The sequence below is a fragment of the Candidatus Chlorohelix allophototropha genome, from assembly GCF_030389965.1.
Classification (GTDB): Bacteria; Chloroflexota; Chloroflexia; order Chloroheliales; family Chloroheliaceae; genus Chlorohelix; species Chlorohelix allophototropha.
This window is the reverse complement of the sequence record NZ_CP128400.1, coordinates 2,204,456-2,225,957: the sequence shown is the minus strand read 5'-3', so window position 1 is coordinate 2,225,957 and position 21,502 is coordinate 2,204,456. Positions and strand designations below refer to the sequence as shown.

Below are 21,502 nucleotides of genomic sequence, written 5' to 3'. Positions count from 1 at the left end.
ATTATTGTGTTCTGCCTAAAACACCATTTGTAGTAACTATAGTACCGGAATTGTTCTGGTTAAACAGGAGACTTTCGCCTTATGGGAGATTTAGTAGGGGTAAGTGGGGATTTCCGTCGTTTAATCCGGCTGGAGGCTCCCGTTGAAGTCGTATATGACTATTTTACCGACTTTAATTATGTGTTGCCACGTTTGCCAGAAGTAAATAGGGTACTGCATTTTAAGGATGGGCGCTATCGCATGATTTTTTCCGCCGATGATGGGCGTGGTCATGACATGGGCGTGGTTTTTGATGTACGGCACGAAGTAGTAGAAAATCATATTGTGAAAATGGTGCCTGTTCCCATAAACCCGCAAGAATTAAAAAAGAGCATGGGACCAAATGCGGGCGTGATGTTCCCCGGAAGTTTCGGTGGAGAAGCGATATTAAAAGCGGACGATAAGCACTGCGAAATTATATATAAGGTAAACCTTCAAATAGAGATTGAAGTGCCACAATTCTTGTCTTTCCTGCCTATGCCAATGTTACGCAAAATGGGCGATGGTTTGATGTCCTTAAAGCTGAATAAAGTAGGCGAGGGTATGAGTCAGAATGTGCCGTCAGATTTCAAGCATTGGGTCGATAAAAACCATACGCGGGTACAACATCTCTTTGAGAGAGCTGAAGAGAAGGTTAAAGTCGCGGTTCATCATCATGACGGAAACTCCAGTTCACCAAAAGCGTACTATGTGAAACCGGATAGATCAAGTTTTGATGTGAATTGAGCTAGCTTAACCAAATCAACCCCTTTTATTCCCAATAGCTGCCGCAAATTCCGGTAGTAAATTGTTGAACTTTGTCCTGCCTTTGGTTATTATCCACTAGGACAAGAATGGGATAAATAGGCTAAGGGGTTTCAATTGTGAGTGAAACTTTTCAGGCTAAGGCAGATTCCGGTGCGACACCACTGGCTGCCTCCGCCCAAAATGAACAACACCAACACGGGCATGACCGTTTTGACCCGACTGAGCTTGAGAAAGCCTACGAACTCAGCCGCCGCATAACACGCAAAGGCTCGAAAACATTTTATTTCAGCACTATTTTTTTACCCAAAGAAAAGCGTCGCGCTATGTGGGCGATTTATTGTTTCTGCCGTTTTACCGATGATATGGTGGATACGGCAGATACCGCCGACATGGAAGAGCTAATTTCTAAACTTGACCTTTGGGAGCATGAGTTAAAAACCTCTTTCCAGCAATCCCTCCCTCCCTCCCAGCCTCATATGCTGGCATGGCAACATACTACCAACTTCTACAAAATACCCTTGCATCCCCCCCTTGATATGATAAAAGGGGTGCGCATGGATTTATCCCAGAATCGGTATAACTCTTTTGAAGAGCTACGGTTGTATTGTTACCGGGTTGCCAGTACGGTAGGGCTAATGACCTCGCAAGTAATAGGCTATAGCGAGCCGATTGCGCTCGATTATGCGGTTGAGCTTGGGATTGCTATGCAACTTACCAACATTCTGCGGGATATTGGCGAAGATACCAAGCGGGGCAGAATATACCTTCCATTGGACGAAATGGCGCAATTCGGCTATACTGAGGAAGAGTTACTGCGAGGCGAAATTAACGAACGCTTTATTAATCTGATGAAATTTCAGATTGAGCGCGCCCGCAAATTCTACGCTACCGCCGAATTGGGAATTGACTATCTTAATAAAGATAGCAGGTTGGCAGTTGCAACCGCGGCACATCTCTACAGCCGTATTCTTGATGTGATTGAGCGAAATAATTACGATGTGTTCAATCGTCGCGCTTTTGTACCATTAGATGAAAAAATCGGCGGATTAATCCGGGTATGGCGTAAGAGACGCAAAACCTCTAGAAGTTAGGCGTTTGAACCCTGCCCCGATTGGTAGCCGTTTGAACGCTGCAAATGAAAACCCGACTAATTGCTTTTGCCGTAATTTTTATCGTAGTGCTTATTGGCGCTTTTTTTATTTTTTCCACTGCGCCAACAAAAGACAATCCCACTTCTTCCGCTCTTCCTACTATTAATGTTGGCGAAAAACTGACCGGAGAAAGCCTTGATGGGCAATTGTTGTTCAGCAGAGGCGGTTTTCTGTGGGCTTGGCGAGGCGATACAGGCTTGCGAATGGCGATTGAGCCGGGCGCATCGGTTATAGCCGGAAATCAGCCTATTCTTTTGCAAGCGACCCTTTCCCCCAATGGCGCGACGATTGCTTATATCCGGCAAGATGAGAGCTATTCTGATTTGTGGCTGATAAACGCTGACGGCAAAAACCCTCGTCGCCTGACCAATAATCGTGGTCCCGGTTTGCCCCGTTCGCAAGGTTTCTCAAATGATAGCTTGTGGGCTTTTAACCCGGCTTGGTCACCGGATGGCAACATAATTGCTTACCTAACCGATCGCGGTACCGATGATTTAACGCTTTGGCTCTGGTCTTTGAAAAATAACAACGCCGCGCGGGTTACTATGTTGGGCGCGGGTCAGGGCGGGGTGGGAAAGCCAAGCTGGTCGCCCGATGGCACTCGCCTTGCGATTGCGGCATACCAGAACGGCAAGTCCCAGATTTTCCGCGTCAATGTTCAAAACGGGCAAAACGCGCAAATAACTGAAAGCGATAGTGGCGCATATGACCCGGCGTGGTCACCAAACGCCCAATCCATCGCCTATGTAGTGCGCAAAGGTAATCTCTCGGAGTTGTGGGTAATGAATGCGGATGGCACAAACCCGTTGTTGGCGGCTTCTGTTCCATCACGCTATCCGGCATGGTCTCCTAAAGGAGACAAGATTGCGTTTCTAGGCTTGAAAGATGGCGCGTTTGAACTCTACACCGTAGATTTTGCCGGAGGAGTAACCAGTAATATCAAGCAGATTACAAAATCCGCTCACCTCGATAGTAACGGCGGCTTAAGCTGGAGCAAATAGTTAAAACCGGGCGCATCGAACCTCTCACCCATTCCAAGAGAATTAACCCGTAGGGGCGTATTTGAATACGCCCTTCGCCCGTTGCCACAATTTCCCACGAATTTACCCAACCAAAAAGGACGCATCGGAATGCGCCCCTACCAATTAAAACCTTCTCACCAATGAATGCTCCGAACCCGATTATAACAAGGGGTTTAAGCCCCTTGCCCCCCATGTTTATTTGCCCCCAAGTTCGCGGCTCATCACCCGAAACATGTTGCGCAACTCTAGATCATTCGGGAATTTTTCAATTGCCATATCCAGCAACAAAACCCCAAATTTAGTACGCCCCACCGCTTGGTAAGCGTTAGCCAAAGCTTTGTAACCCAGTACGGGCATTTGCTCAAATTCAGGAATGTTGCCGAAATCGAAAGCCGGGTTGTGTTCTACCACGCGCCGGAACTCATCGGTACTGGCTAGCATACGCCCGGCAATGGCATAGTCAATGGCATGGCGCGCTCTTGCGGCTAGGTTGTCGGCTGTAGTTGGCACCGGCTCAGGGTCTTTACTATAACTTGGTATGGCAGGCGGAGGAGTAGCAGGACGTGCCGATGTGGGTGGTCGAGTCGATAAGGGCGGGGGCGGCTGCAAACTTGCCTCGTATGCTTGGGAAGGCTGTTCGTTCAAAACAGGATTCCCAAAATTCGGCACTTCCGCTTCGTCAAAAATATTTTCCAGCGGGTTAGGTTTTGGCATTCTACTTCTAACTTTGGTATTGTCATTAAAAGTATAGTCCGCTGTATTGGTTTGCGTGGTTGGCGCGCTTTGTATCGGACGCTTAAGCGGCGGTTCGGTAGGCGCGGTTCTGTTACTTTGGACTCGGTCACGCAAACTTTCCTGATTGCGCACAGGTTTTTCGGGTGGTGCTTTCTCAGGCTGGTCGCTATCACCCGGCTTTAGGTTGTGCCACAGCTTTCCGGCATATTTTCCCACAATACGACTACCGCTTACCACGCCATCCTGAACCATATAAGCAAAGTCTCTGCCATTATCGCCCGCAATCAGTCCCATTCGAGCAGCGAACCACACTGCCACGAGTACCAAAATCAATAGCAGTACAATCAAAAAGAAATTCACACCGCCATCCTTTTTTTGGGAACTATTATTATCACTTCCTCCGGGTGTCCCTGTGCTTAGTTGCGAATCGGGAGAGACTGTGCCGCTGATTACCTGCGCATTTATCGGCGCACCAGCAAGATTGAAGTCGCCTCCAATTACTTGTAAAGGATTCGCTGCATTGGTAGCTTGGGTGGACAGTAAAAGCTTGTTGCCGCTAACTTTGCCCAGATAATCTACCGTGTCGCTTGCGCCTCCGGTAGTTACGACTCCCTCTTGTATTTTTGCGAAACCATAATCGGTAAGAATAGCAGGGTCGGAGTTGTACCCGGCGCTATCTTCCTTCAAGACTACCGCAATCACGGTGCTACCGTTGCGGGTGGCGCTGGAAACCAAGCAAAGCCCTGCGGCATCGGTTTGACCCGGCTTGATGCCGTTTGCTCCCCGATAGCTTGAAAGAAACTTGTTCAAACTGCGTAGGTCTTTACCGGCGCGAGTTGCTGCCGGAGTCGCTACAATTTTGGAAAGAAGCGGGTCTTTGAGCAGATACCAGCCGGTTACTGCCAAATCAAAGGCGCTGCTGTAATGCCCATCTTGATCCAAGCCATGCGGGTTAGCATAATGAGAATCGTGCAATCCGTATTCGGTGGCTTTCAGGTTCATTTGTGCCACAAACTTAGCAATCGGGTCGCCGTTGCCGGGCAATTTACCGCCGGAATAGCGGGCAAGCGCTACAGCCGCGTCATTCCCGCTGTTTAGCAACATCCCATAGAGCAAATCCAACACTGTTACGGTTTCGCCTTCGCGCAAACCCATGCTGGCTTCGCCTACTAGGTCATCCTTTATCGTCTTATATTTATCGTCTAGGTTGAAACCGGGAATACTAACTGCCGTTAGCGCGGTCATTATTTTGGTAGTGCTTGCCATCGCCGAACGCTGGTGAATGTCACGCCCAAATAAAATGCGCCCATCAGCAACATCTATCGCAATCGCGGAAGGGGCGTCTATTTTGGGTTCAGCAGTAGCAGCATATGCCTTGGGTGCGGTAAAACTTGCAAGCCACAACTGTAGGAGGAGCGCCAGTAATAGCCCGATAGCGGCGTAATATTCAGGTTTGGCGCGCCTGCGTCGGGAGGCGTTCTGGCACGGAATCCTTCGGTTCAAGGACAATTCTCCAACCTGGGAATAAAATTCAGGAGCTATTTTGCCTTGGATAATAGCACGTATTATTGTTTATGTCTAGTCCGATAGGTTTATTTTACCTCAAAATTATAAAAAAACCAGCCCTTGCAAGCTGGTCAGTTCATTTATATATTTGCATTTTATCTAGCGTGCCAGTCTCAGAAAACCCATTAAAGGCTTGCGTTGCGGCGTAGCTTTGTATTCAGAATTTTCTTTAGCGGGTTTCTTTTTGGCTTCGCTTGCTTTGCGATATTGTTCGGCTTCTTTTTGCAATTCTTGGATACGATAATTGTTTAACATTTCAATTGAGTATTCGTAATTCATTGTCATTACCTTTCAAGCAATCTTTTATTTTTTATTATTTACCGGAGGCTTTTCCCTCACAAGCTAATGATAGCAACTATCACGCAAACCGATAACCGTCGCTGGAACGATTTAGCGGCGGTACTATTGAATAGGTGTGTTCTACGCCCAATGACCTAGACAGGCAGAGGAGGACGCATTCAAACACGCCCGCGTGCGGTTGGGATTTTCTTTAGGGCTGTGGCAATAGAAAGAAGGGCGTATTTGAATACGCCCTTACTTAATCTTAAACTTAATCTTAAACTAACTTGCTGAAACTACCGTCAGAATGTTCACCTCTGTAACTTCCGAGCGGTTGCCGTAACCCACGATAGCGTAATCGCCTGACAATCCGGCGGTATCCACCACGATGGTCACTTCTCCGTTTGCGTTGGCGCGTTGTACGCCGAGGCTCACGCTCTTGCCGTCCGGTGCGGTGTACCACTGCGAAACTAGTTCGTCCGCTAGGTAGCCCTTCTGCACGATGCTGACTTTCTCGCCCACATTCGCGCTTACCCCTGTACCGGGCTGCACAGCCCCTTTGCTCTCATCGCGATTGCTCTCGGCTTCCCCGAACACAAAGCGTTGGCTGTTGCTGTTGAGGGCTTTGCCTCCATTGACTTCATCGTCGTAAGTCAGCGCGTAACGAACCTCGATTTGAGTTCCGACAACTGCGTTGGCGTTCGGGCGAAATACCAGCGTTCCGCTTACTTCCTGATTTTGGGCAAGGCTAGGCAGGGAAATCGTCACGCCCGTAGCGGTCACTTGTTTGACCCACACGCCCGAACTTGCGCCCTCAAGGTAGCCCACGTCCAGCCCTTGCAGTACCGGAATAGTGATTACAATATTGCCCGCGCTGCCTATGCCGATGTTCTTCACCTTGAAGCTGAAAGAAATAAGATTCTCTAGGTTGTTAGCTACTACCCTATCCGGGCTAACCCGCAACTGCGGTATCAGGTCGGCGGGATGCGCTCCCACAATCGGAGTAGGTGTAGCTTCATACGCGCCGATGTCGCAAGCCGCACCTTGCGGTCGGGGTGTCCCGCGCTGGTCAGTGTAAACATTATTACCATTCGGCAAGGCTGACAACAGCCCGTTAACGGGAGGTCTCATGCCAAACGCGGCGTTGCAGAAACTCAACGGAATTGCGTCTATCGCCGGGCTGCCGGACAGCAGGGCGATGGTAGGGGTTAGTCCGCCGTTATCGCCGGGAGTACCAAGTTTCGCGTCGGTGGTGGTAAAGCTGCCGCGCGCGCTGATGAAATCGCAACTGTAGCTGCCCGCTGCGCCCACTTCTAGGTTATAGCCCCCATCGGTGATGTTGCCGTCACAGATATTGCTGCCCTGTAACAGGCTGTTCTTTATATCGAACGCCCCACCATCAGTGTAGAGAGTGCTGCCATTGCCGCTTCCTGTGTTATTAAGGAAGGTGGTGTTGCTCACACTTGTGTTGCCACCGTTAGCAATTGCTCCACCGCTGTTATCCGCGTTATTGTTGTAGAGGCTGGAATTGATCATTATGAGCGTACCGCTGCCATTAACAATAGCCCCGCCGCTCCAATCAGTGGTATTGTCGTAGAGGCTGGAATTGGTTATCGTGAGCGTGCCGTTGTTGTTATAAATAGCTCCGCCGCCACTTTCACCGCCGCTGGAGGTATTGTTATACAGACTGGAATCGGTTATCGTGACCGTGCCGCCGATGCTAACAATGGCCCCGCCTATATCTTTTGAGGTATTGCCATACAGGCTGGAATTGGTTATCGTGAGCGTGCCGTTGAAGTTAAAAATAGCCCCGCCAGCCCAAATAGTGGTATTGTTGGACAAGGTGGAATTGGTTATCGTGACCGTGCCTTTGTTAATAATAGCCCCGCCGTTTTTACCAGCGCTGCCATTGCTCAGGGTGAGATTGGTGAGGGACAACTCGGCAGTACCGATGACATTGAAAATCAGGTACTTGTTATCCCCGCTGATGGTCAGCTTGCCTGCGCCGGTGTTGGTCAGAGTCACAATCAGACCTGCATCAACGGTTTGAGTTCCAGTTAGGGTGATGGTGGTATCGGTGGCGCAAGCGAAGTCGAGCGTACCGCCTGTGCCAACGATCGTTGTCAGCGCCGTCAAGGTGCAATTATCCACCGCCCGCACCGAGATTAAGTTTACAGAAAGTAGCAGGGCAATAGCCGCCAACGCTGCCGCTAATCGTCCTGTAACACCTGCTTTTTTCCATTTCGTTACTACATTGGTTTGATTAAACATTACTGATTCCTTCCCATGACTCCTTAATTTTCCCTTTCAAACAACCACGTTTGGTCGTACTGGAACAAGTTTGAGAATGCGCTACCCTGTCGCCCTCAACTCAAGCAGGCGCATACAGTTACAAAGTGAAAGCAGTTTTAAGAACTGTATAGCACCAAGTTATTAAAATAATTTAATTATTTGTGGATTATCATTAACATCCTAAATATATTATACAAAAATACAATTATTTTGTTATTAAAACAATATTAAATTGCAACAAAGGGCAGAGGTTGGGGGAGTTCTGGGGAACTATCAAGCGCAATAGCTCTTTCCCACAAGATGCGCCCTTGTTCGGTTGTGTAAATTCGGGGAATTGGGGGTAGGATTCAGACAAGGGGCTTGAGCAAATTGTTACAATTCGGGTTCGGAGATTCGGGTTCTGTGGGAGAGGGTTTCTATCTAAGGCGATAGCCCCTCTCCCATAGGGTGCCGACTTAAACTACCGTCAGAATGTTCACCTCTGTAACTTCCGAGCGGTTGCCGTAACCTACGATAGCGTAATCGCCTGACAATCCGGCGGTATCCACCACGATGGTCACTTCACCCTTGGCGTTGGCGCGTTGTACGCCGAGGCTAACGCTGTTGCCATCAGGTGCGGTGTACCATTGCGAGACTAGTTCGTCCGCTAGGTAACCCGTCTGCACGATGCTCACCTTCTCGCCCACATTCGCGCTTACCGCTGCACCGGGCTGCACTGCCCCTTTGCTCTCATCGCGGTTGCTCTCGACTTCCCCGAACACAAAGCGTTGGCTGTTGCTGTTGAGGGCTTTGCCGCCATTGACTTCATCGTTGTAGGTTAGCGCGTAACGAACCTCGATTTGAGTTCCGACAACTGCGTTGGCGTTCGGGCGAAATACCAGCGTGCCGTGCGCCTCGCTGTCCTTCTCAATGGTCGGCAGCGCAATCGTCACGGATGAAGCGGTCACTTGCGTAACCCACACGCCCGCGCTTGCGCCCTCAAGGTAGCCCACGTCCAGCCCTTGCAGTACCGGAATAGTGATTACAATATTGCCCGCGCTGCCTATGCCGATGTTCTTCACTTTGAAGCTGAAGGAAATAAGATTCTCAAGGTTGTTAGCTACTACCCTATCCGGGCTAACTCGCAACTGCGGTATCAGGTCGGCGGGATGCGCTCCCGCAAACTCAAACGCGCCGATGTCGCAAGCCGCGCCTTGTGGTCGGCTTACCCGGCGTTGGTCGGTGTACACGCTATTACCATTCGGCAAGGCTGACAACAGCCCGTTAACGGGAGGTCTCATACCAAACGCCGCATTGCAGGCACTCAACGGAATTGCATCTATCGCCGGACTGCCTTCCAGCAACGCGATGGTAGGGGTTGGTCCGCCGTTATTGCCGGGAGCACCCAGTTTCGCGTTGGTGGTGACAACGTTGTTATTGCTGAACCCGCAAGAAGTGCCAGCAACCTCTAGGTTATAGCCCCCATCGATGATGCTGCTATTACAAATGTTGCTGCCCTGTAACAGGCTGTTCTTTATATCAAACGTCCCACCACTGTTGTAGATGGTTCTGCCATTGCCGGTTCCAGTGTTATCAACGAAAGTAGCGTTGATTAAACTTACATTGCCGTAGTTAATAATAGCTCCACCGCTATTGTTGGCGGAATTGCCATACAGGCTGGAATTGGTTATCGTGATTGTGCTGCTGGTGTTGTTAAAAATAGCTCCACCGCTAGTGCCGACGGAATTGTTGTAGAGGCTGGAATTGGTTAGCCAGAACTCGCCGCCGCCATCGTTAACAATAGCCCCGCCGCTATTGTTGGCGGAATTGTTGGACAAGGTGGAATCGGTTATCGTGAGCGTGCTGCTGCTCCCACCGCTATAAATAGCCCCGCCGATCCCACTAGAGGTATTGCTATACAGGCTGGAATTAGTTATCGAGAGCGTGCCGTTGTTATTATAAATAGCCCCGCCGCCAAAAGTAGAGTTATTGCTGTAGAGGCTGGAATTGGTTAGCGTGAGCGTGCCATTGTTATAAATAGCCCCGCCAGGCCCGGTACCAGCGCCATTGCCGTTGGTCAGGTTGAGATTGGTGAGGGACAGCGTTTTGTTGCTGTTGACGTAGAAAATCCGGTACTTGGTATCCCCGCTGATAGTCACCTTGCCTGCCCCCGTGTTGGTCAGGGTCAGGTCGTTGGTAATCGTCAGCTCAGCAGTTAGGGTGATGGTGGTATCGGTGGCGCAAGCGAAGTCGAGCGTACCGCCTGTGCCAACGATCGTTGTCAGCGCAGCCAAGGTGCAGTTATTCACCGCATGCACCGAGAATAGGTTTACAGACAGCAGCAGTGCGATAGCCACTAAACTTCCAGCTATGCCTTTCATCTTTCGGGTTGTTAATACTTTGTGCAAAGTATCCTCCTAATCTTACACTTTAACTTTATCAATTTTATCAATGACGCTGGTCGGGCTATTGGTAGCCTTCCAGTAGGACTAAAATGTTGTTATGGCGTGTGGCATAGCGCGAGATATTAAAGTATTAATTAAAATATATTAATCTTTTATATATTTTTATAGATTAGGATTAAAATTATACCTTTAAAGGATTTTCATGTCCAGTAGACTTTGGTAAAATTTTAACAAACTTTGGTAAAAATTGGTTTGTTTTGTTTAGTAATTTCATTGGGAATGTGGCAGGGGTTAGGACAAGGGGTTTTATCCCCTTGCTTTGATGCGCCCTCGTTGGTTGCACAAATACATATTGACAATTATCAATATGATGGCTATAATCTCCTTATATCGAACATTATCAATATGATATAAAACTACTTTTCATTTACAAACAGATGATGCAAACTTTTCTCAAATTCAAGGCATGAGGAGACAAATTATGACCACTCAAGACAATAAGGCTATTACCGAAGCGGTACGTTCTCGCTATAGCTCTATCGCGCTCACCGTTCTGGACACTCAATCGAGTAGTAGTTGCTGCGATAGTTCGTGTTGCAGCGATACCGGAAGTGTAAATACTATCTCAGATCGAATCTATGAAATTGACCAACTCGATGGCTTGCCGCTCAAATCAAAGCTCGCTTCGTTGGGCTGTGGTAATCCTACGGCTTTGGCTGAACTAAAAGCGGGTGAAACTGTGCTGGATTTGGGCAGCGGCGGCGGCATTGATGTGTTGCTATCGGCGCGGCGGGTCGGCGCTACTGGCTTTGTTTACGGGCTGGATATGACCGATGCAATGCTCGAACTGGCGCACCAAAACGCTGCCGAAGCGGGCGCACAAAACGTTAAGTTCCTTAAGGGCGATATTGCCGCTATCCCCTTGCCGGATAATACGGTGGACGTTATAATTTCCAATTGCGTGGTCAATTTGGCAGCGGATAAACAGCCGGTGTTGCGTGAGGCATTCCGCGTGCTTAAACCGGGCGGACGCTTTGCCATTTCCGACATCGTTATTCACAAGGGCTTGCCCGAATGGTTGGTGGACGATACCGCTTTCCGGCGTGACCTTTCTTCATGGGCTGGTTGCATCGCGGGTGCGCTCACCGATACCGAGTACCTGAAGTATTTGGCGACAGCCGGCTTTGTCGAAGCGAATCTGGAAGTCACCCGCCGCTACAGCCTTGCCGATTTGGGTACGCCCCTCCCTGAGTGGGTGGCATCTTTAGGCGATGAGTTGAGCAATGATTTGGTAAATCGCTTCGCCAGTACCTTTGTACGTGCCACCAAGCCTTTATAAAGGACTGGGTACGCGCCAATGTTCGGTTGGTTGTATTTTGTAAGGGCGTGTCGAGCCACGCCCTCGTTGGGTGGCAACGGGCGTATTCATGAACAATAACAAATTAATCCGTAAATAAATTTCAGAAGGGCGGCTCTAGCGCCGCCCCTACTACGAACCAAATCTTATGAGAGTTAATTCGTAGGGGCGCATCGTGATGCGCCCGCGTTGGGTGGTAAAATCTGGTGGATTTACCCCAATCCTCGTTTTACGGTTTTAATTGTTAATCGTAACAATTCAGCCAGGGTCAGTTGACGAGGCTGGTAGACTAAAATAATGACACCTGCGCAAGAACTAGAACAACTTAGAATAGAAAATGCCCAATTGCGAGAACAACTGACTTCACGGGATGCCTTGGTTACCCAACTGATAGAACGAATTCAAACCCTTGAAGCCCGGCTCTCTCAAGATAGCCATAATTCATCAAAACCACCCTCTTCCGACGGGTTTAAGCGCTCGCCCAAAAAACGCAGCTTGCGCAAATCCACCGGTAAGAAACCGGGGGGTCAACCTGGTCACGAGGGTCAGGCTCTTAAACAAAGCGAAAACCCAGATGCAGTGATTGCGCATCTGCCCACCACCTGTGAAAAGTGCCAGACTGACTTAACCAAAGAAGCAGCGCTACCTCACTTCGAGCCTCGTCAGGTTTTTGAGCTGCCTACTCAACTCAAACTGCACGTCATCGAACACCGCACTTACAGCAAAAAGTGTCCTACTTGTCAGACTGTTACCAAAGCCAAATTCCCGCAGTCCGTCAAGAATTGGGTGCAATACGGACCTGGGTTTCGGGCTCTGGCAGTTTACCTGATCACTTATCAACTGCTGCCTTATGCCCGGGTGTGCGAGCTACTTAATGAAATCTACAGCGAAAGTCTTTCACCCGGCAGTTTGGTCAATATGATAGCGGAGTGCTACGAGCAATTGGCTGAGCCAGAAAAAACCATCAAGACAGCGCTTACCCAGGTCAAAGTGTTACATTGCGATGAAACCGGGTTGTATGTAGAAGGCAAGCGCCACTGGCTGCACGTAGCCAGCACTCCACATTTAACCCACTATGCTCACCATTTACGGCGAGGTAGTAAAGCCACAGACGAGATTGGGATTTTACCGACTTTCCAGGGAGTAGCGATCCACGACGGTTGGTCTAACTATCTGCGCTATGCCTGTACCCACGGTCTGTGTAACGCCCATCATCTCAGGGAACTTGCTTTTGTCCACGAACAACTCAAGCAGGCGTGGGCGGCTGAGTTCACCACCCTTCTTGTGGACTTGAAAGAAGAAGTGGAAGTCGCCAAGGCCAGGTCTGAAACCAGTTTAAGCAGTGCACGGTTAGCGCATTTCGAAGAGCGCTACCAGCAATTGATCACACAGGGTCTGGCAGCTAATCCTCCTCCGGAGGGTGGTTGGCCTTGTGGAAAACGGGGCAAGCCCCGGCAGAGCAAGCCTAAGAACTTACTGGATCGGCTGGATAAACAGCGTCATCAAGTGCTGCTGTTTGCCTACCGTTTTGATGTGCCTTTTGATAACAATTTAGCCGAGCGTGATATTCGGATGGTTAAAGTGCAACAAAAAGTTTCAGGTTGTTTTCGCAGTCAGGAGGGTGCCAGCTTCTTTTGTCGGATAAGAGGCTACCTTTCCACCATGAAAAAGCAAGGTGAAAATTTGTTGGTAGCACTCCTTGACACTTTTTGTGGGCATCCTCCCCTTCCCAAGCTTTTGGTCTGAACTGTTACTGTTAATCTACATAAATACGCCCTTACGGGTTAATTCTCTTGGAATGGGTAGGGGCTGGAAACGCCCACATGGGATTTTGAAATGATCAAGAAACTTATTGCCACAATTCAAAATGAAGGGTGTTGCACCCCCGCCAACCGTTCCAATGTAGATTCCGGTCAGATTGAGGCAGCCGCCCAACTGTTCGCTGCGCTGGCAGATTCTACCCGCTTGGGTATCCTTAATTTGCTGGCGCAGAATCCAGAAGAAGTGTGCGTCTGCGACATCACCGACAGTTTCAAGCTAGGGCAGCCTACTATTTCGCACCATCTCAAAATATTGAGGGAGGCGGGCTTAGTAATGGGGGTAAAGCGCGGGAAGTGGGTACATTATTCGCTGATAAAGGAAAAGTACCGCGAAGTACAGGCAATATTAGAGCGCGTTTATAACACTATCGGCTAGTTTTTTTGTCCGCACGTATTGACGTTTATCAATGTATCTTTACCAACCGAAAGGAATCTTTGATTGGAAACTGTAAAAACCAGCCGTCTTTCCTTCCTTGACCGTTTTCTAACCCTCTGGATTTTTCTCGCAATGGCGGTGGGCGTTGGGATTGGCTATTTCATACCCGGCGTGGAAAACTTTATTAATACCTTTCAGGCTGGCACAACCAACATTCCGATTGCAATCGGGCTGATTCTAATGATGTATCCTCCGCTGGCGAAGGTGAAATATGAAGAACTGGGCGATGTGTTCCGCAATTGGAAAATCCTGTTACTTTCGCTGGTGCAGAACTGGATAATCGGACCCGTTCTGATGTTTTTTCTGGCAATTCTGCTGCTGGCGGATAAGCCCGAATATATGACCGGGCTAATTATGATTGGGCTGGCGCGTTGTATAGCGATGGTTATAGTGTGGAACGAACTGGCGAAGGGTGATAGCGAGTACGCTGCCGGGCTGGTGGCTTTTAACAGCATCTTTCAGGTGCTATTCTATAGCGTGTATGCGTGGGTTTTTATCACGGTGCTTCCCCCAATTTTCGGACTCAAGGGCAGCGTGGTACAGGTTGGGATTGGGGATATAGCCCAAAGTGTTTTTATCTATTTGGGTATTCCTTTCTTGGCGGGAATGCTTACCCGCTTTGTGCTGCTAAAGGCTAAGGGGCGGGAGTGGTACGAGAAGAAATTCATCCCTAAAATTAGCCCTATGACGCTGGTGGCGTTGCTCTTTACCATTTTGGTGATGTTCAGCTTGAAGGGCAATTTGATAGTACAGATTCCGTTGGATGTGTTGCGTATCGCCCTGCCGTTGGTGATTTACTTTGTGGTGATGTTCTTGGTCAGTTTTTGGATGGGGAAGCGCATCGGGGCGGATTATTCCAAAACCGCTACCCTCTCTTTCACCGCTGCCAGCAACAACTTTGAACTGGCAATAGCGGTGGCGGTGGCGGTCTTTGGTATCAACTCCGGGGCGGCGTTTGCAGCGGTAATCGGACCCTTGGTGGAAGTGCCTGCGCTTATCAGCTTAGTGAGCGTGGCGTTATTTTTCCGGCGGCGGTACTTTGGCGGCAATGCGGGAGAAATTAGTCCGGTGGCAGCTAAGCAACTTTAGAAAATAAGGGCGGGATAAATTATGACCAATGAAAATAAAATTAGAGTCCTGTTTCTATGTACTCACAATCAGGCTCGTTCCCAAATGGCGGAGGGAATTCTTCGCCACTTGGGCAAGGCTAGATATGAGGTGTACAGCGCGGGAAACGAGTTAGCTTCTGATGTACATCCCTTAGCTATAAAAACCTTAGCAAACATGGGAATTGATATAAGTAATCACTATCCTAAACATTTGAACCAGTTTTTAGACCAAGAATTTGATTATATTATTACCACTTGCGATCGTATCAAAGAGTCTTGTCCGGCTTTTCCCGGCGACCCTGAACGTATCCATTGGAGTCTGTCCGACCCGGCTAGTGTTGAAGGCAGCGAGGAAGAAAAGCAGGCAGTATTTAATGACTTGGCGGTAGAATTGGGAACTCGCATTCGGATGCTAATGCAACTACATCGTTTTAAATAAACATAATTCAGGAGCAAAATACTAGGATGGAAAAAGTTTTATTTCTCTGCACCCATAATTCGGCGCGTTCTCAGATAGCGGAAGGGCTGTTGCGGGCGATGGGCGGCGATAGGTTTGAGGCTTTGAGCGCGGGTACTGAGGTTACTTTTGTGCGTCCGTTGGCGATTAAATCAATGGAAGAGTTGGGAATTGATATTTCCGGGCATCGCTCTAAAGTTTTGACCGAATACCTGAACCAACCGATTGATTATGTGATTACGGTTTGTGATGCGGCAAACGAAAGCTGTCCCGTTTTCCCAAACGCCCGCCATCGTTTGCATTGGAGTTTTCCAGACCCCTCCCGCGCTACCGGAAGCGAAGAAGCGCAACTGGCAACCTATCGCGAAGTGCGTAACGCAATTCAGGCGCGTATTGCCGATTGGCTCAAAACTGTTTGAAAGGAGTGGCTATGGATACCGCCTCACTTTATAAACTCGAAATGGCGAATTTGTCGGATGCTGCGGAGATTACCCGCTTATTGGCGGAGAACAATCTGCCGGAGGAAGGCGTAATCGCACGCTTGCCCCTAACGCTGGTGACAAAGCAAGGTGATAAAATTGTTGGAAGCGCGGCGTTGGAAATATACGGGCGTTCTGCGCTCTTGCGTTCGGTGGTTACTGCCGAAGAAGCGCGGGGCAGGGGCATCGGGCAAACGCTGGTGAAGGCAACGCTGGAGTTAGCGCGCCAGAACAACGTTGCTAACCTTTACTTGCTGACCGAAACTGCCGCAAGTTTCTTTACGCGGTTGGGCTTTGCGCCCGTCTCTCGCGCTGAGGTTGACCCCGCGCTGCAACAGTCGGACGAGTTCAGCCATGCTTGTCCAGTTAGCGCACAAGCCATGTTGCTACAACTTTAAGAGAATTAAAGCTTGCGGATGTTGCGACAAGTGGGATAACCACTGCATCCGTAAAACTCGCTATAGGGTCCCTTGCGCTTGACCATTGGTTTGCCGCATTTATCGCACGTCACTTGCGCTTCTTCGGCAACAACCGCTTTCTGGCGAGGGGCGCGTTTTACCGCTACTTTTTCGCCAGACGGTTCACCGTTCGGCGTGGCATAATCGGCTTTTTTTTCGGCGGTTTTCCGGGTGCGGGGAGTTTTAGCAGCGTAAGAGCTACTGCCGCTTTTGCGGGTATAGGAACTCCGCCCGGTAGTTTTGCGCTTCTCTGCAACGGGAAAATCGGGCGATTGCGCCACCTCGATTTTAGCCACTTCTCGTTCCGCCAAAGCCAAATGCTGCATCATAGGGTGATACACTTCCGCCACCAGCGGAACCCATTCGCGCTTGCCCTCCGCCACTTGGTCTAATTCGTCCTCTAGCTTTGCGGTAAATTTCACGTCCAGCAAATCGGGGAAACGCGCCACCAATAGCGTGGTAACGGCGCTGCCAAGCGGGGTCGGCACGAACTTTTTCTCACGCCCCACGCCCTGCACCACCACATAGCCTCTATCTTGGATGGTGGAGAGAATGGTGGCGTAGGTGCTAGGTCGTCCCACTCCCAATTCTTCCAGCGTTTTTACCAGCGTGGCTTCTCCAAAGCGTGGGGGCGGTTGGGTGAAATGCTGTTCCGGCAGAAGCTTTACCGGGTCAAGCGCATCGTTTTCTTGCAAGCGCGGCAAGCCTTTAATTTCTTCCGAATCTTCGCTATCGCCTACCGACTCGCGATAAATCGCCATAAAGCCGGGGAAAATCGTTCTTTCGCCGCTTGCCCTGAACAAGTAAGGTTGCTTTGTACGCTCGCGGGGTTGTGCGTCAATGTCGTAGGTGGTAACTTCCAAACGCGCCTCCGCCATTTGGCTGGCGATAAAGCGTTGCCAAATCAGGCGATACAGGCGATGCTGATCCGCGCCGAGAAATTGCCGGATTCCATCGGGCAGACGCGCCGGGTTGGTAGGGCGGATGGCTTCGTGCGCTTCCTGCGCGTTAAGGGCTTTGCTCTTATAAAAGGGCGGCTTGCTAGGCAAATATTCCGGGCTGAACTGCTGCACTATCACCGCTCGCGCCGCTTCCTGCGCTTCCCGCGATACGTTCACGCTATCGGTGCGCATGTAGGTGATAAGCCCGGAGTTACCTTCCGAGCCAAGCGAAACCCCTTCGTAAAGCTCTTGCGCCACCTTCATGGTGTGCTTGGCAGCAAAGCCGAGTTTGCGGGCGGCTTCTTGCTGCAAAGTGCTGGTGGTAAAGGGGGCGGAGGGATGCTGGCGTTTCTCTTTGCGGGTGATTGCAGCCACCTTCCAACTCGCCGCCTCTAGCTCTTTTACGACTTGTTGCGCTTCCTCGCCTTTCTCAAATTCCCACTTGCGGGGCGACTTCTCGCGGGTGAATAATACGGCGCGAAACAGGTCGTTTTTTTGCTTGCTCCATGGGCTACGGGCAAGATCGGCTTCCACCGTCCAAAATTCGCGCGGTACGAAAGCCTCGATTTCCTGTTCCCTATCTACCACCACCCGCAACGCCACGCTTTGTACGCGCCCTGCGCTCAAGCCACGCTGCACCTTCTTCCATAATAAGGGGCTAAGGCGATAGCCCACCAAACGGTCTAGCACACGCCGCGCCTGTTGTGCATTGACGAGGTTCATATCCAATTGGCGCGGGTTAGCCACCGCCTGTTTGATGGCGCGTTCGGTGATTTCGTGAAATTCTACCCGGCTCACTTTAAGACCGCGCCTGTTTAGTCCCGCCGCGCTGGCAATGTGCCACGCGATTGCTTCCCCTTCCCGGTCGGGGTCGGTGGCGAGCAATACCGCGCTTGCCTCTTTTGCCAGCGTGCGAATTTCGCCGATTATTTTACCGCGCCCTTTTACCGATTCGTATTCGGGCAAAAAGCTGCCGTCCTCAACATTTACGCCGAGTCGTTCTGGCGGCAAATCCCGCACATGCCCCATGGTGGCGCGTACCGTGTAGTCGCGCCCTAGATATTTGCCGATGGTTTTCGCCTTCGCGGGCGATTCAACGATTACGAGTGTGCCAGCCATAAAAAAGTAATCTGCCTGTTTCCGTTATTGTGCCTAAAGCGTAACTGATCACCCCTTGCCCCCTCAATGGGGAAGGAGAGAGAGGAATTTAGGAGTAATTGCAACCCTGAGAACCCCGCTCGAATACTTAATTTTCTACCCGAATGAGTTGTTACCTTATTTTAGCATAGTCAGTATGCTGACTGGATTTTTGCTTTTGAGGTAATAGCTTAGGATTGGGCAAAATTCTCAGCTACTCTCCTTTAGAATTATCTTACCTAACTCTAAACATCTTCCAATTAAACTCACTTTGCAGATTTATAAACGCTGCTTTATAATAACTTCGCCTTCTATTAATATTATCACAATACCATCGGTATCTTATAGTAAAAGAAAGTATTCCTGAACAAGCTCGCTTCGGTCTATTCGGAAGCGGTCTATAAAGTTATGGGAATGGGGTACAAGCTTGGTTGAAAGGACTTTAGGAAATGAACATGTTTGAAACCTCTTCCATTTTTTTTGCTACCGTACACAATTAGAAATCCTCTAAAAGAAAAGGGATAAAGGCGACTGGTAAGGGTAAATGTTCATTCAAAAAATGCTCAAGCAGGTTCAAACCTAAATTGAACAGGCTCAAATCCAGTCGTTCGGTGCGATGAATGACCCGGTTCCAGCCTTCAGCTAAAGCTATCGTACCCAGATGTACAATCCAAAGATAAGCCAGACAAGCCGCTAACAATAACCTTTCTAGCCGTTTAGGGTCATCCAAATGGCTCTTGTCCAGCCGAAACCCTCGGCTCTTGCTATCGGAAAAGAAGGTTTCAATCCTAAACCTCTTTTTGTAGTACCGGATTGCTTCCTGGGCTAGAGCCAAATTACTCACCAGATAAAGTGGCTCACGGTAAGGCTTTTGCCAGACCGCTATGACCAGTACTGGTCCGTACTCGTGTTTGCTGAATGCTACGCCGCTCTGACTCACTACCTGACCAGGCTGAACCCCTAACTTACTGATGGCATAATGAGCTTGTTCATCCAACCAGACCTGGCTATTTTTAGCAGTACGACAGACATACTGCCAACCGTAATAATCTAACCGTCTTAACAAACGACAGCCATCGAATTCACCATCACCCAAAAAGACTACTTGGCTACCAGACGGAACCAACGAGTGAACTTGCTTTAACAATCTGATGTGCAAAGCTTGAGCTAAATGTCCCTTTTTAGCCTTAACCACCAACCAACCCAAAGGTAAAGCCCGCCCCTGATATACTACACTGATTACTAAGCCCATTCCACCAGCACCAACCTGACTGCCATCTATCACCAGTACCAGTGGACAATGACACAGGCTACTCAGCAATTGTTTGGCGAAAGGAGCATACACCACTTTTTGGTTAAAGTTATCATTTTTGAGCAATCGGCGCATTCGGATGATGCGGCTTTCCCGTTTAGTTTTATCTGGCACTTTGGCGGCGATATTAGGCAACGCACTATGCCGACTACCTACAATCCCACTGATCACCATCGCTAGAATCGTTAAATATTGTAATTCGCGCCCCTGCGCTTGTGGGTGGAGTTGCAACAATTGCTGTTTTATGGCACGATGTCGGCGAAGGTTGTCACTCATTTTGGTATCCTTTTGCTTTCTACTTTGGTCGGTAAGAAAACTACAGTTTACCACTCTGCCTCAACCTTCTCCTCCTTTTCCTCTCCTTTATATCTGTACGGTAGCAAACCATTTTTCAGGAAATGGCTCGTTTGGTCAAGGTAGAGGATGTTTGTAAACCGTTTGACACTGTGAAGGCGCGATGGTCGGGAGACGAAGTACAATTTGACTGGGATGAATGTTACTGTTTCCCAAATGGGATTGATATTTTAGAAGAAATAGCGCTAGTAGAAGATGATGACGGAAGAATTATAGGTTATTTTGAGTGGACTGAAACTGCATGGGGAAATAATGAGGTGGGCTTTGTTAAGAAATACACAAAGCAAATTTTGCCTTATACCGTAATATCTGCTGATACCCCATTATTGGAAGCGGTTAAGCTTTTTGCGAAGCCGAAACCGACTTTTTATCTGGTAATAAAAGGGGCTGAGTATATTGGATGGCTTCCTTTTTCTGCTTTATACTCAATGCAGTTTAAAATATGCCTTTTCGCATTGTTAATTGACCTAGAGCAGTGGCTACAACTGGCTTGTAAGGCTTTTGGAGAAAATTCATTAGAGCGTTTCTTAAAACTGAGTAAAGAAGAAAGTTGAAATAAAAAAGAATAATGGGTAAGCTCGTATTATGAGTACAAGAAAAGCTTACCCTACCGACCCGAGCGATGCCGAGTGGGAAATCATTATGCCATATTTCCCCCCTAACAGTCGAGAAGGTCGTCCCAGAGTACATCCCTATCGTGAAATAGTCTGCGCCATCTTCTACTTACTCAAAACTGGTTGCCAATGGGAAATGCTTCCACAAGAGTTTCCTCATTGGAAAACAGTCTATCACTACTACCGTCTGTGGCGCTGGAACGGTCTTTGGCAACGTATTTACGAGGCACTACACCAAAAAGTGCGAGTTAAGGCAGGACGAAATCCCCAACCCAGCGCTGGTATCATCGATAGCCAGTCAGTAAAAACCACCGAAGTTGGAGGAATACGGGGTTACGATGCAGGAAAAAAGGTGAATGGGCGCAAGCGGCACCTGCTGGTGGACACCTTGGGCTTTCCGATCGTGGTCAAAGTACAAGCTGCGAATATACAAGATCGAGATGGGGCAATAGAAGTGCTGGCCACTGCTGAGAATAAATGCCGTACCCTGAAGTTGGTATGGGCGGATGGAGGTTACAGCGGAAAGTTGGTAGAGTGGGTGGCTGGAATGTTCGATTTTGAACTGGAAATAGTCAAACGCACCGACGATATTAAAGGTTTTAAGGTACAACCGCGTCGTTGGGTAGTAGAACGGACGCATGCCTGGATCGGGCGGAACCGACGAATGGCGAAAGAGTATGAGCGTTTACCACAGCATTCGGAAGCCAATATTTACATTTCTATGATCCGTTTGGCTCTCAAAAGGCTTTCTAAACTTTCGCCTTGATCTAGTTTTAAGAATGGCTCTTAGAAAAGCTACCAAAGGGAAGACGG

General features: G+C 49.1%; 18 protein-coding genes. 12 read left to right on the top strand and 6 right to left on the bottom strand.

The window, feature by feature from the left end; translation table 11 throughout:
- Positions 1-81: 81 nt before the first annotated feature.
- The 3 genes from OZ401_RS22165 to OZ401_RS22155 all read left to right on the top strand — a co-directional run bounded on the left by OZ401_RS22165 (position 82) and on the right by OZ401_RS22155 (position 2,938).
- Complete coding sequence (locus OZ401_RS22165; RefSeq protein WP_341470709.1) at positions 82-765, top strand: DUF1997 domain-containing protein; 684 nt, start codon at positions 82-84, stop codon at positions 763-765.
- A gap of 137 nt (positions 766-902) precedes the next feature.
- The gene (locus OZ401_RS22160; RefSeq protein WP_341470708.1) at positions 903-1,877 is read left to right on the top strand and encodes a squalene/phytoene synthase family protein; all 975 of its coding nucleotides are present in this window, start codon (positions 903-905) and stop codon (positions 1,875-1,877) included.
- 44 nt (positions 1,878-1,921) lie between these two features.
- Positions 1,922-2,938 carry a TolB family protein gene (locus OZ401_RS22155; protein WP_341470707.1) on the top strand — a complete coding sequence of 339 codons (1,017 nt, stop codon included), beginning with the start codon at positions 1,922-1,924 and terminating at the stop codon, positions 2,936-2,938.
- A gap of 216 nt (positions 2,939-3,154) precedes the next feature.
- On the opposite strand, the gene OZ401_RS22150 is transcribed toward OZ401_RS22155, so the two are convergent.
- The 4 genes from OZ401_RS22150 to OZ401_RS22135 form a co-directional block, all read right to left on the bottom strand.
- Positions 3,155-5,197: a D-alanyl-D-alanine carboxypeptidase family protein gene (locus OZ401_RS22150; RefSeq protein WP_341470706.1), complete on the bottom strand. Its 2,043-nt coding sequence runs from the start codon at positions 5,195-5,197 to the stop codon at positions 3,155-3,157.
- A 162-nt stretch (positions 5,198-5,359) separates the two neighbouring features.
- Positions 5,360-5,539 carry a hypothetical protein gene (locus OZ401_RS22145; RefSeq protein ID WP_341470705.1) on the bottom strand — a complete coding sequence of 60 codons (180 nt, stop codon included), beginning with the start codon at positions 5,537-5,539 and terminating at the stop codon, positions 5,360-5,362.
- Positions 5,540-5,821: 282 nt separating this feature from the next.
- A complete protein-coding gene (locus OZ401_RS22140) occupies positions 5,822-7,810 on the bottom strand; it encodes a choice-of-anchor Q domain-containing protein (protein WP_341470704.1) in 1,989 nt (662 codons plus the stop codon).
- A gap of 476 nt (positions 7,811-8,286) precedes the next feature.
- On the bottom strand, positions 8,287-10,218 hold the full coding sequence (locus OZ401_RS22135) for a choice-of-anchor Q domain-containing protein (protein WP_341470703.1): 1,932 nt from the start codon (positions 10,216-10,218) through the stop codon (positions 8,287-8,289).
- A gap of 478 nt (positions 10,219-10,696) precedes the next feature.
- On the opposite strand from OZ401_RS22135, the gene arsM reads away from it, so the two are divergent.
- From arsM to arsN2, 7 genes are all read left to right on the top strand, one after another.
- The gene (arsM, locus tag OZ401_RS22130; RefSeq protein ID WP_341470702.1) at positions 10,697-11,554 is read left to right on the top strand and encodes an arsenite methyltransferase; all 858 of its coding nucleotides are present in this window, start codon (positions 10,697-10,699) and stop codon (positions 11,552-11,554) included.
- A 315-nt stretch (positions 11,555-11,869) separates the two neighbouring features.
- The gene (gene tnpC, locus OZ401_RS22125; protein ID WP_341470701.1) at positions 11,870-13,318 is read left to right on the top strand and encodes an IS66 family transposase; all 1,449 of its coding nucleotides are present in this window, start codon (positions 11,870-11,872) and stop codon (positions 13,316-13,318) included.
- Between the two features lie 90 nt (positions 13,319-13,408).
- Positions 13,409-13,768 (top strand): ArsR/SmtB family transcription factor, encoded by a 360-nt coding sequence (locus OZ401_RS22120; protein ID WP_341470700.1) that lies wholly within the window; start codon positions 13,409-13,411, stop codon positions 13,766-13,768.
- A gap of 63 nt (positions 13,769-13,831) precedes the next feature.
- Positions 13,832-14,917, top strand: a complete 1,086-nt coding sequence (gene arsB / locus OZ401_RS22115; protein WP_341470699.1) for an ACR3 family arsenite efflux transporter — start codon at positions 13,832-13,834, stop codon at positions 14,915-14,917.
- A 21-nt stretch (positions 14,918-14,938) separates the two neighbouring features.
- The gene (locus OZ401_RS22110) at positions 14,939-15,376 is read left to right on the top strand and encodes an arsenate reductase ArsC (RefSeq protein ID WP_341470698.1); all 438 of its coding nucleotides are present in this window, start codon (positions 14,939-14,941) and stop codon (positions 15,374-15,376) included.
- 26 nt (positions 15,377-15,402) lie between these two features.
- Positions 15,403-15,813, top strand: coding sequence for an arsenate reductase ArsC (locus OZ401_RS22105; RefSeq protein WP_341470697.1), 411 nt, complete (start codon positions 15,403-15,405; stop codon positions 15,811-15,813).
- Positions 15,814-15,824: 11 nt separating this feature from the next.
- Positions 15,825-16,271, top strand: coding sequence for an arsenic resistance N-acetyltransferase ArsN2 (arsN2, locus tag OZ401_RS22100; RefSeq protein ID WP_341470696.1), 447 nt, complete (start codon positions 15,825-15,827; stop codon positions 16,269-16,271).
- Between the two features lie 5 nt (positions 16,272-16,276).
- Here the strand turns inward: arsN2 and topA are convergent, their stop codons facing one another.
- Both topA and OZ401_RS22090 read right to left on the bottom strand, forming a co-directional pair.
- Complete coding sequence (topA, locus tag OZ401_RS22095; RefSeq protein WP_341470695.1) at positions 16,277-18,391, bottom strand: type I DNA topoisomerase; 2,115 nt, start codon at positions 18,389-18,391, stop codon at positions 16,277-16,279.
- Positions 18,392-18,905: 514 nt separating this feature from the next.
- Complete coding sequence (locus tag OZ401_RS22090) at positions 18,906-19,997, bottom strand: IS4 family transposase (RefSeq protein WP_341467879.1); 1,092 nt, start codon at positions 19,995-19,997, stop codon at positions 18,906-18,908.
- Positions 19,998-20,128: 131 nt separating this feature from the next.
- On the opposite strand from OZ401_RS22090, the gene OZ401_RS22085 reads away from it, so the two are divergent.
- A complete protein-coding gene (locus OZ401_RS22085; protein ID WP_341470694.1) occupies positions 20,129-20,629 on the top strand; it encodes a hypothetical protein in 501 nt (166 codons plus the stop codon).
- 31 nt (positions 20,630-20,660) lie between these two features.
- Positions 20,661-21,455, top strand: a complete 795-nt coding sequence (locus tag OZ401_RS22080) for an IS5 family transposase (protein WP_341469196.1) — start codon at positions 20,661-20,663, stop codon at positions 21,453-21,455.
- Positions 21,456-21,502 lie beyond the last annotated feature (47 nt).

Excerpts from the sequence above, each read along its gene's own strand:
- OZ401_RS22165 (WP_341470709.1), top strand. The coding sequence starts at position 82 with ATGGGAGATTTAGTAGGGGTAAGTGGGGATTTCCGTCGTTTAATCCGG.
- OZ401_RS22155 (WP_341470707.1), top strand. The coding sequence starts at position 1,922 with ATGAAAACCCGACTAATTGCTTTTGCCGTAATTTTTATCGTAGTGCTT.
- OZ401_RS22145 (WP_341470705.1), bottom strand. The coding sequence starts at position 5,539 with ATGAATTACGAATACTCAATTGAAATGTTAAACAATTATCGTATCCAA.
- OZ401_RS22140 (WP_341470704.1), bottom strand. The coding sequence starts at position 7,810 with ATGTTTAATCAAACCAATGTAGTAACGAAATGGAAAAAAGCAGGTGTT.
- arsM (WP_341470702.1), top strand. The coding sequence starts at position 10,697 with ATGACCACTCAAGACAATAAGGCTATTACCGAAGCGGTACGTTCTCGC.
- tnpC (WP_341470701.1), top strand. The coding sequence starts at position 11,870 with ATGACACCTGCGCAAGAACTAGAACAACTTAGAATAGAAAATGCCCAA.
- OZ401_RS22120 (WP_341470700.1), top strand. The coding sequence starts at position 13,409 with ATGATCAAGAAACTTATTGCCACAATTCAAAATGAAGGGTGTTGCACC.
- OZ401_RS22110 (WP_341470698.1), top strand. The coding sequence starts at position 14,939 with ATGACCAATGAAAATAAAATTAGAGTCCTGTTTCTATGTACTCACAAT.
- OZ401_RS22105 (WP_341470697.1), top strand. The coding sequence starts at position 15,403 with ATGGAAAAAGTTTTATTTCTCTGCACCCATAATTCGGCGCGTTCTCAG.
- arsN2 (WP_341470696.1), top strand. The coding sequence starts at position 15,825 with ATGGATACCGCCTCACTTTATAAACTCGAAATGGCGAATTTGTCGGAT.
- topA (WP_341470695.1), bottom strand. The coding sequence starts at position 18,391 with ATGGCTGGCACACTCGTAATCGTTGAATCGCCCGCGAAGGCGAAAACC.
- OZ401_RS22090 (WP_341467879.1), bottom strand. The coding sequence starts at position 19,997 with ATGAGTGACAACCTTCGCCGACATCGTGCCATAAAACAGCAATTGTTG.
- OZ401_RS22080 (WP_341469196.1), top strand. The coding sequence starts at position 20,661 with ATGAGTACAAGAAAAGCTTACCCTACCGACCCGAGCGATGCCGAGTGG.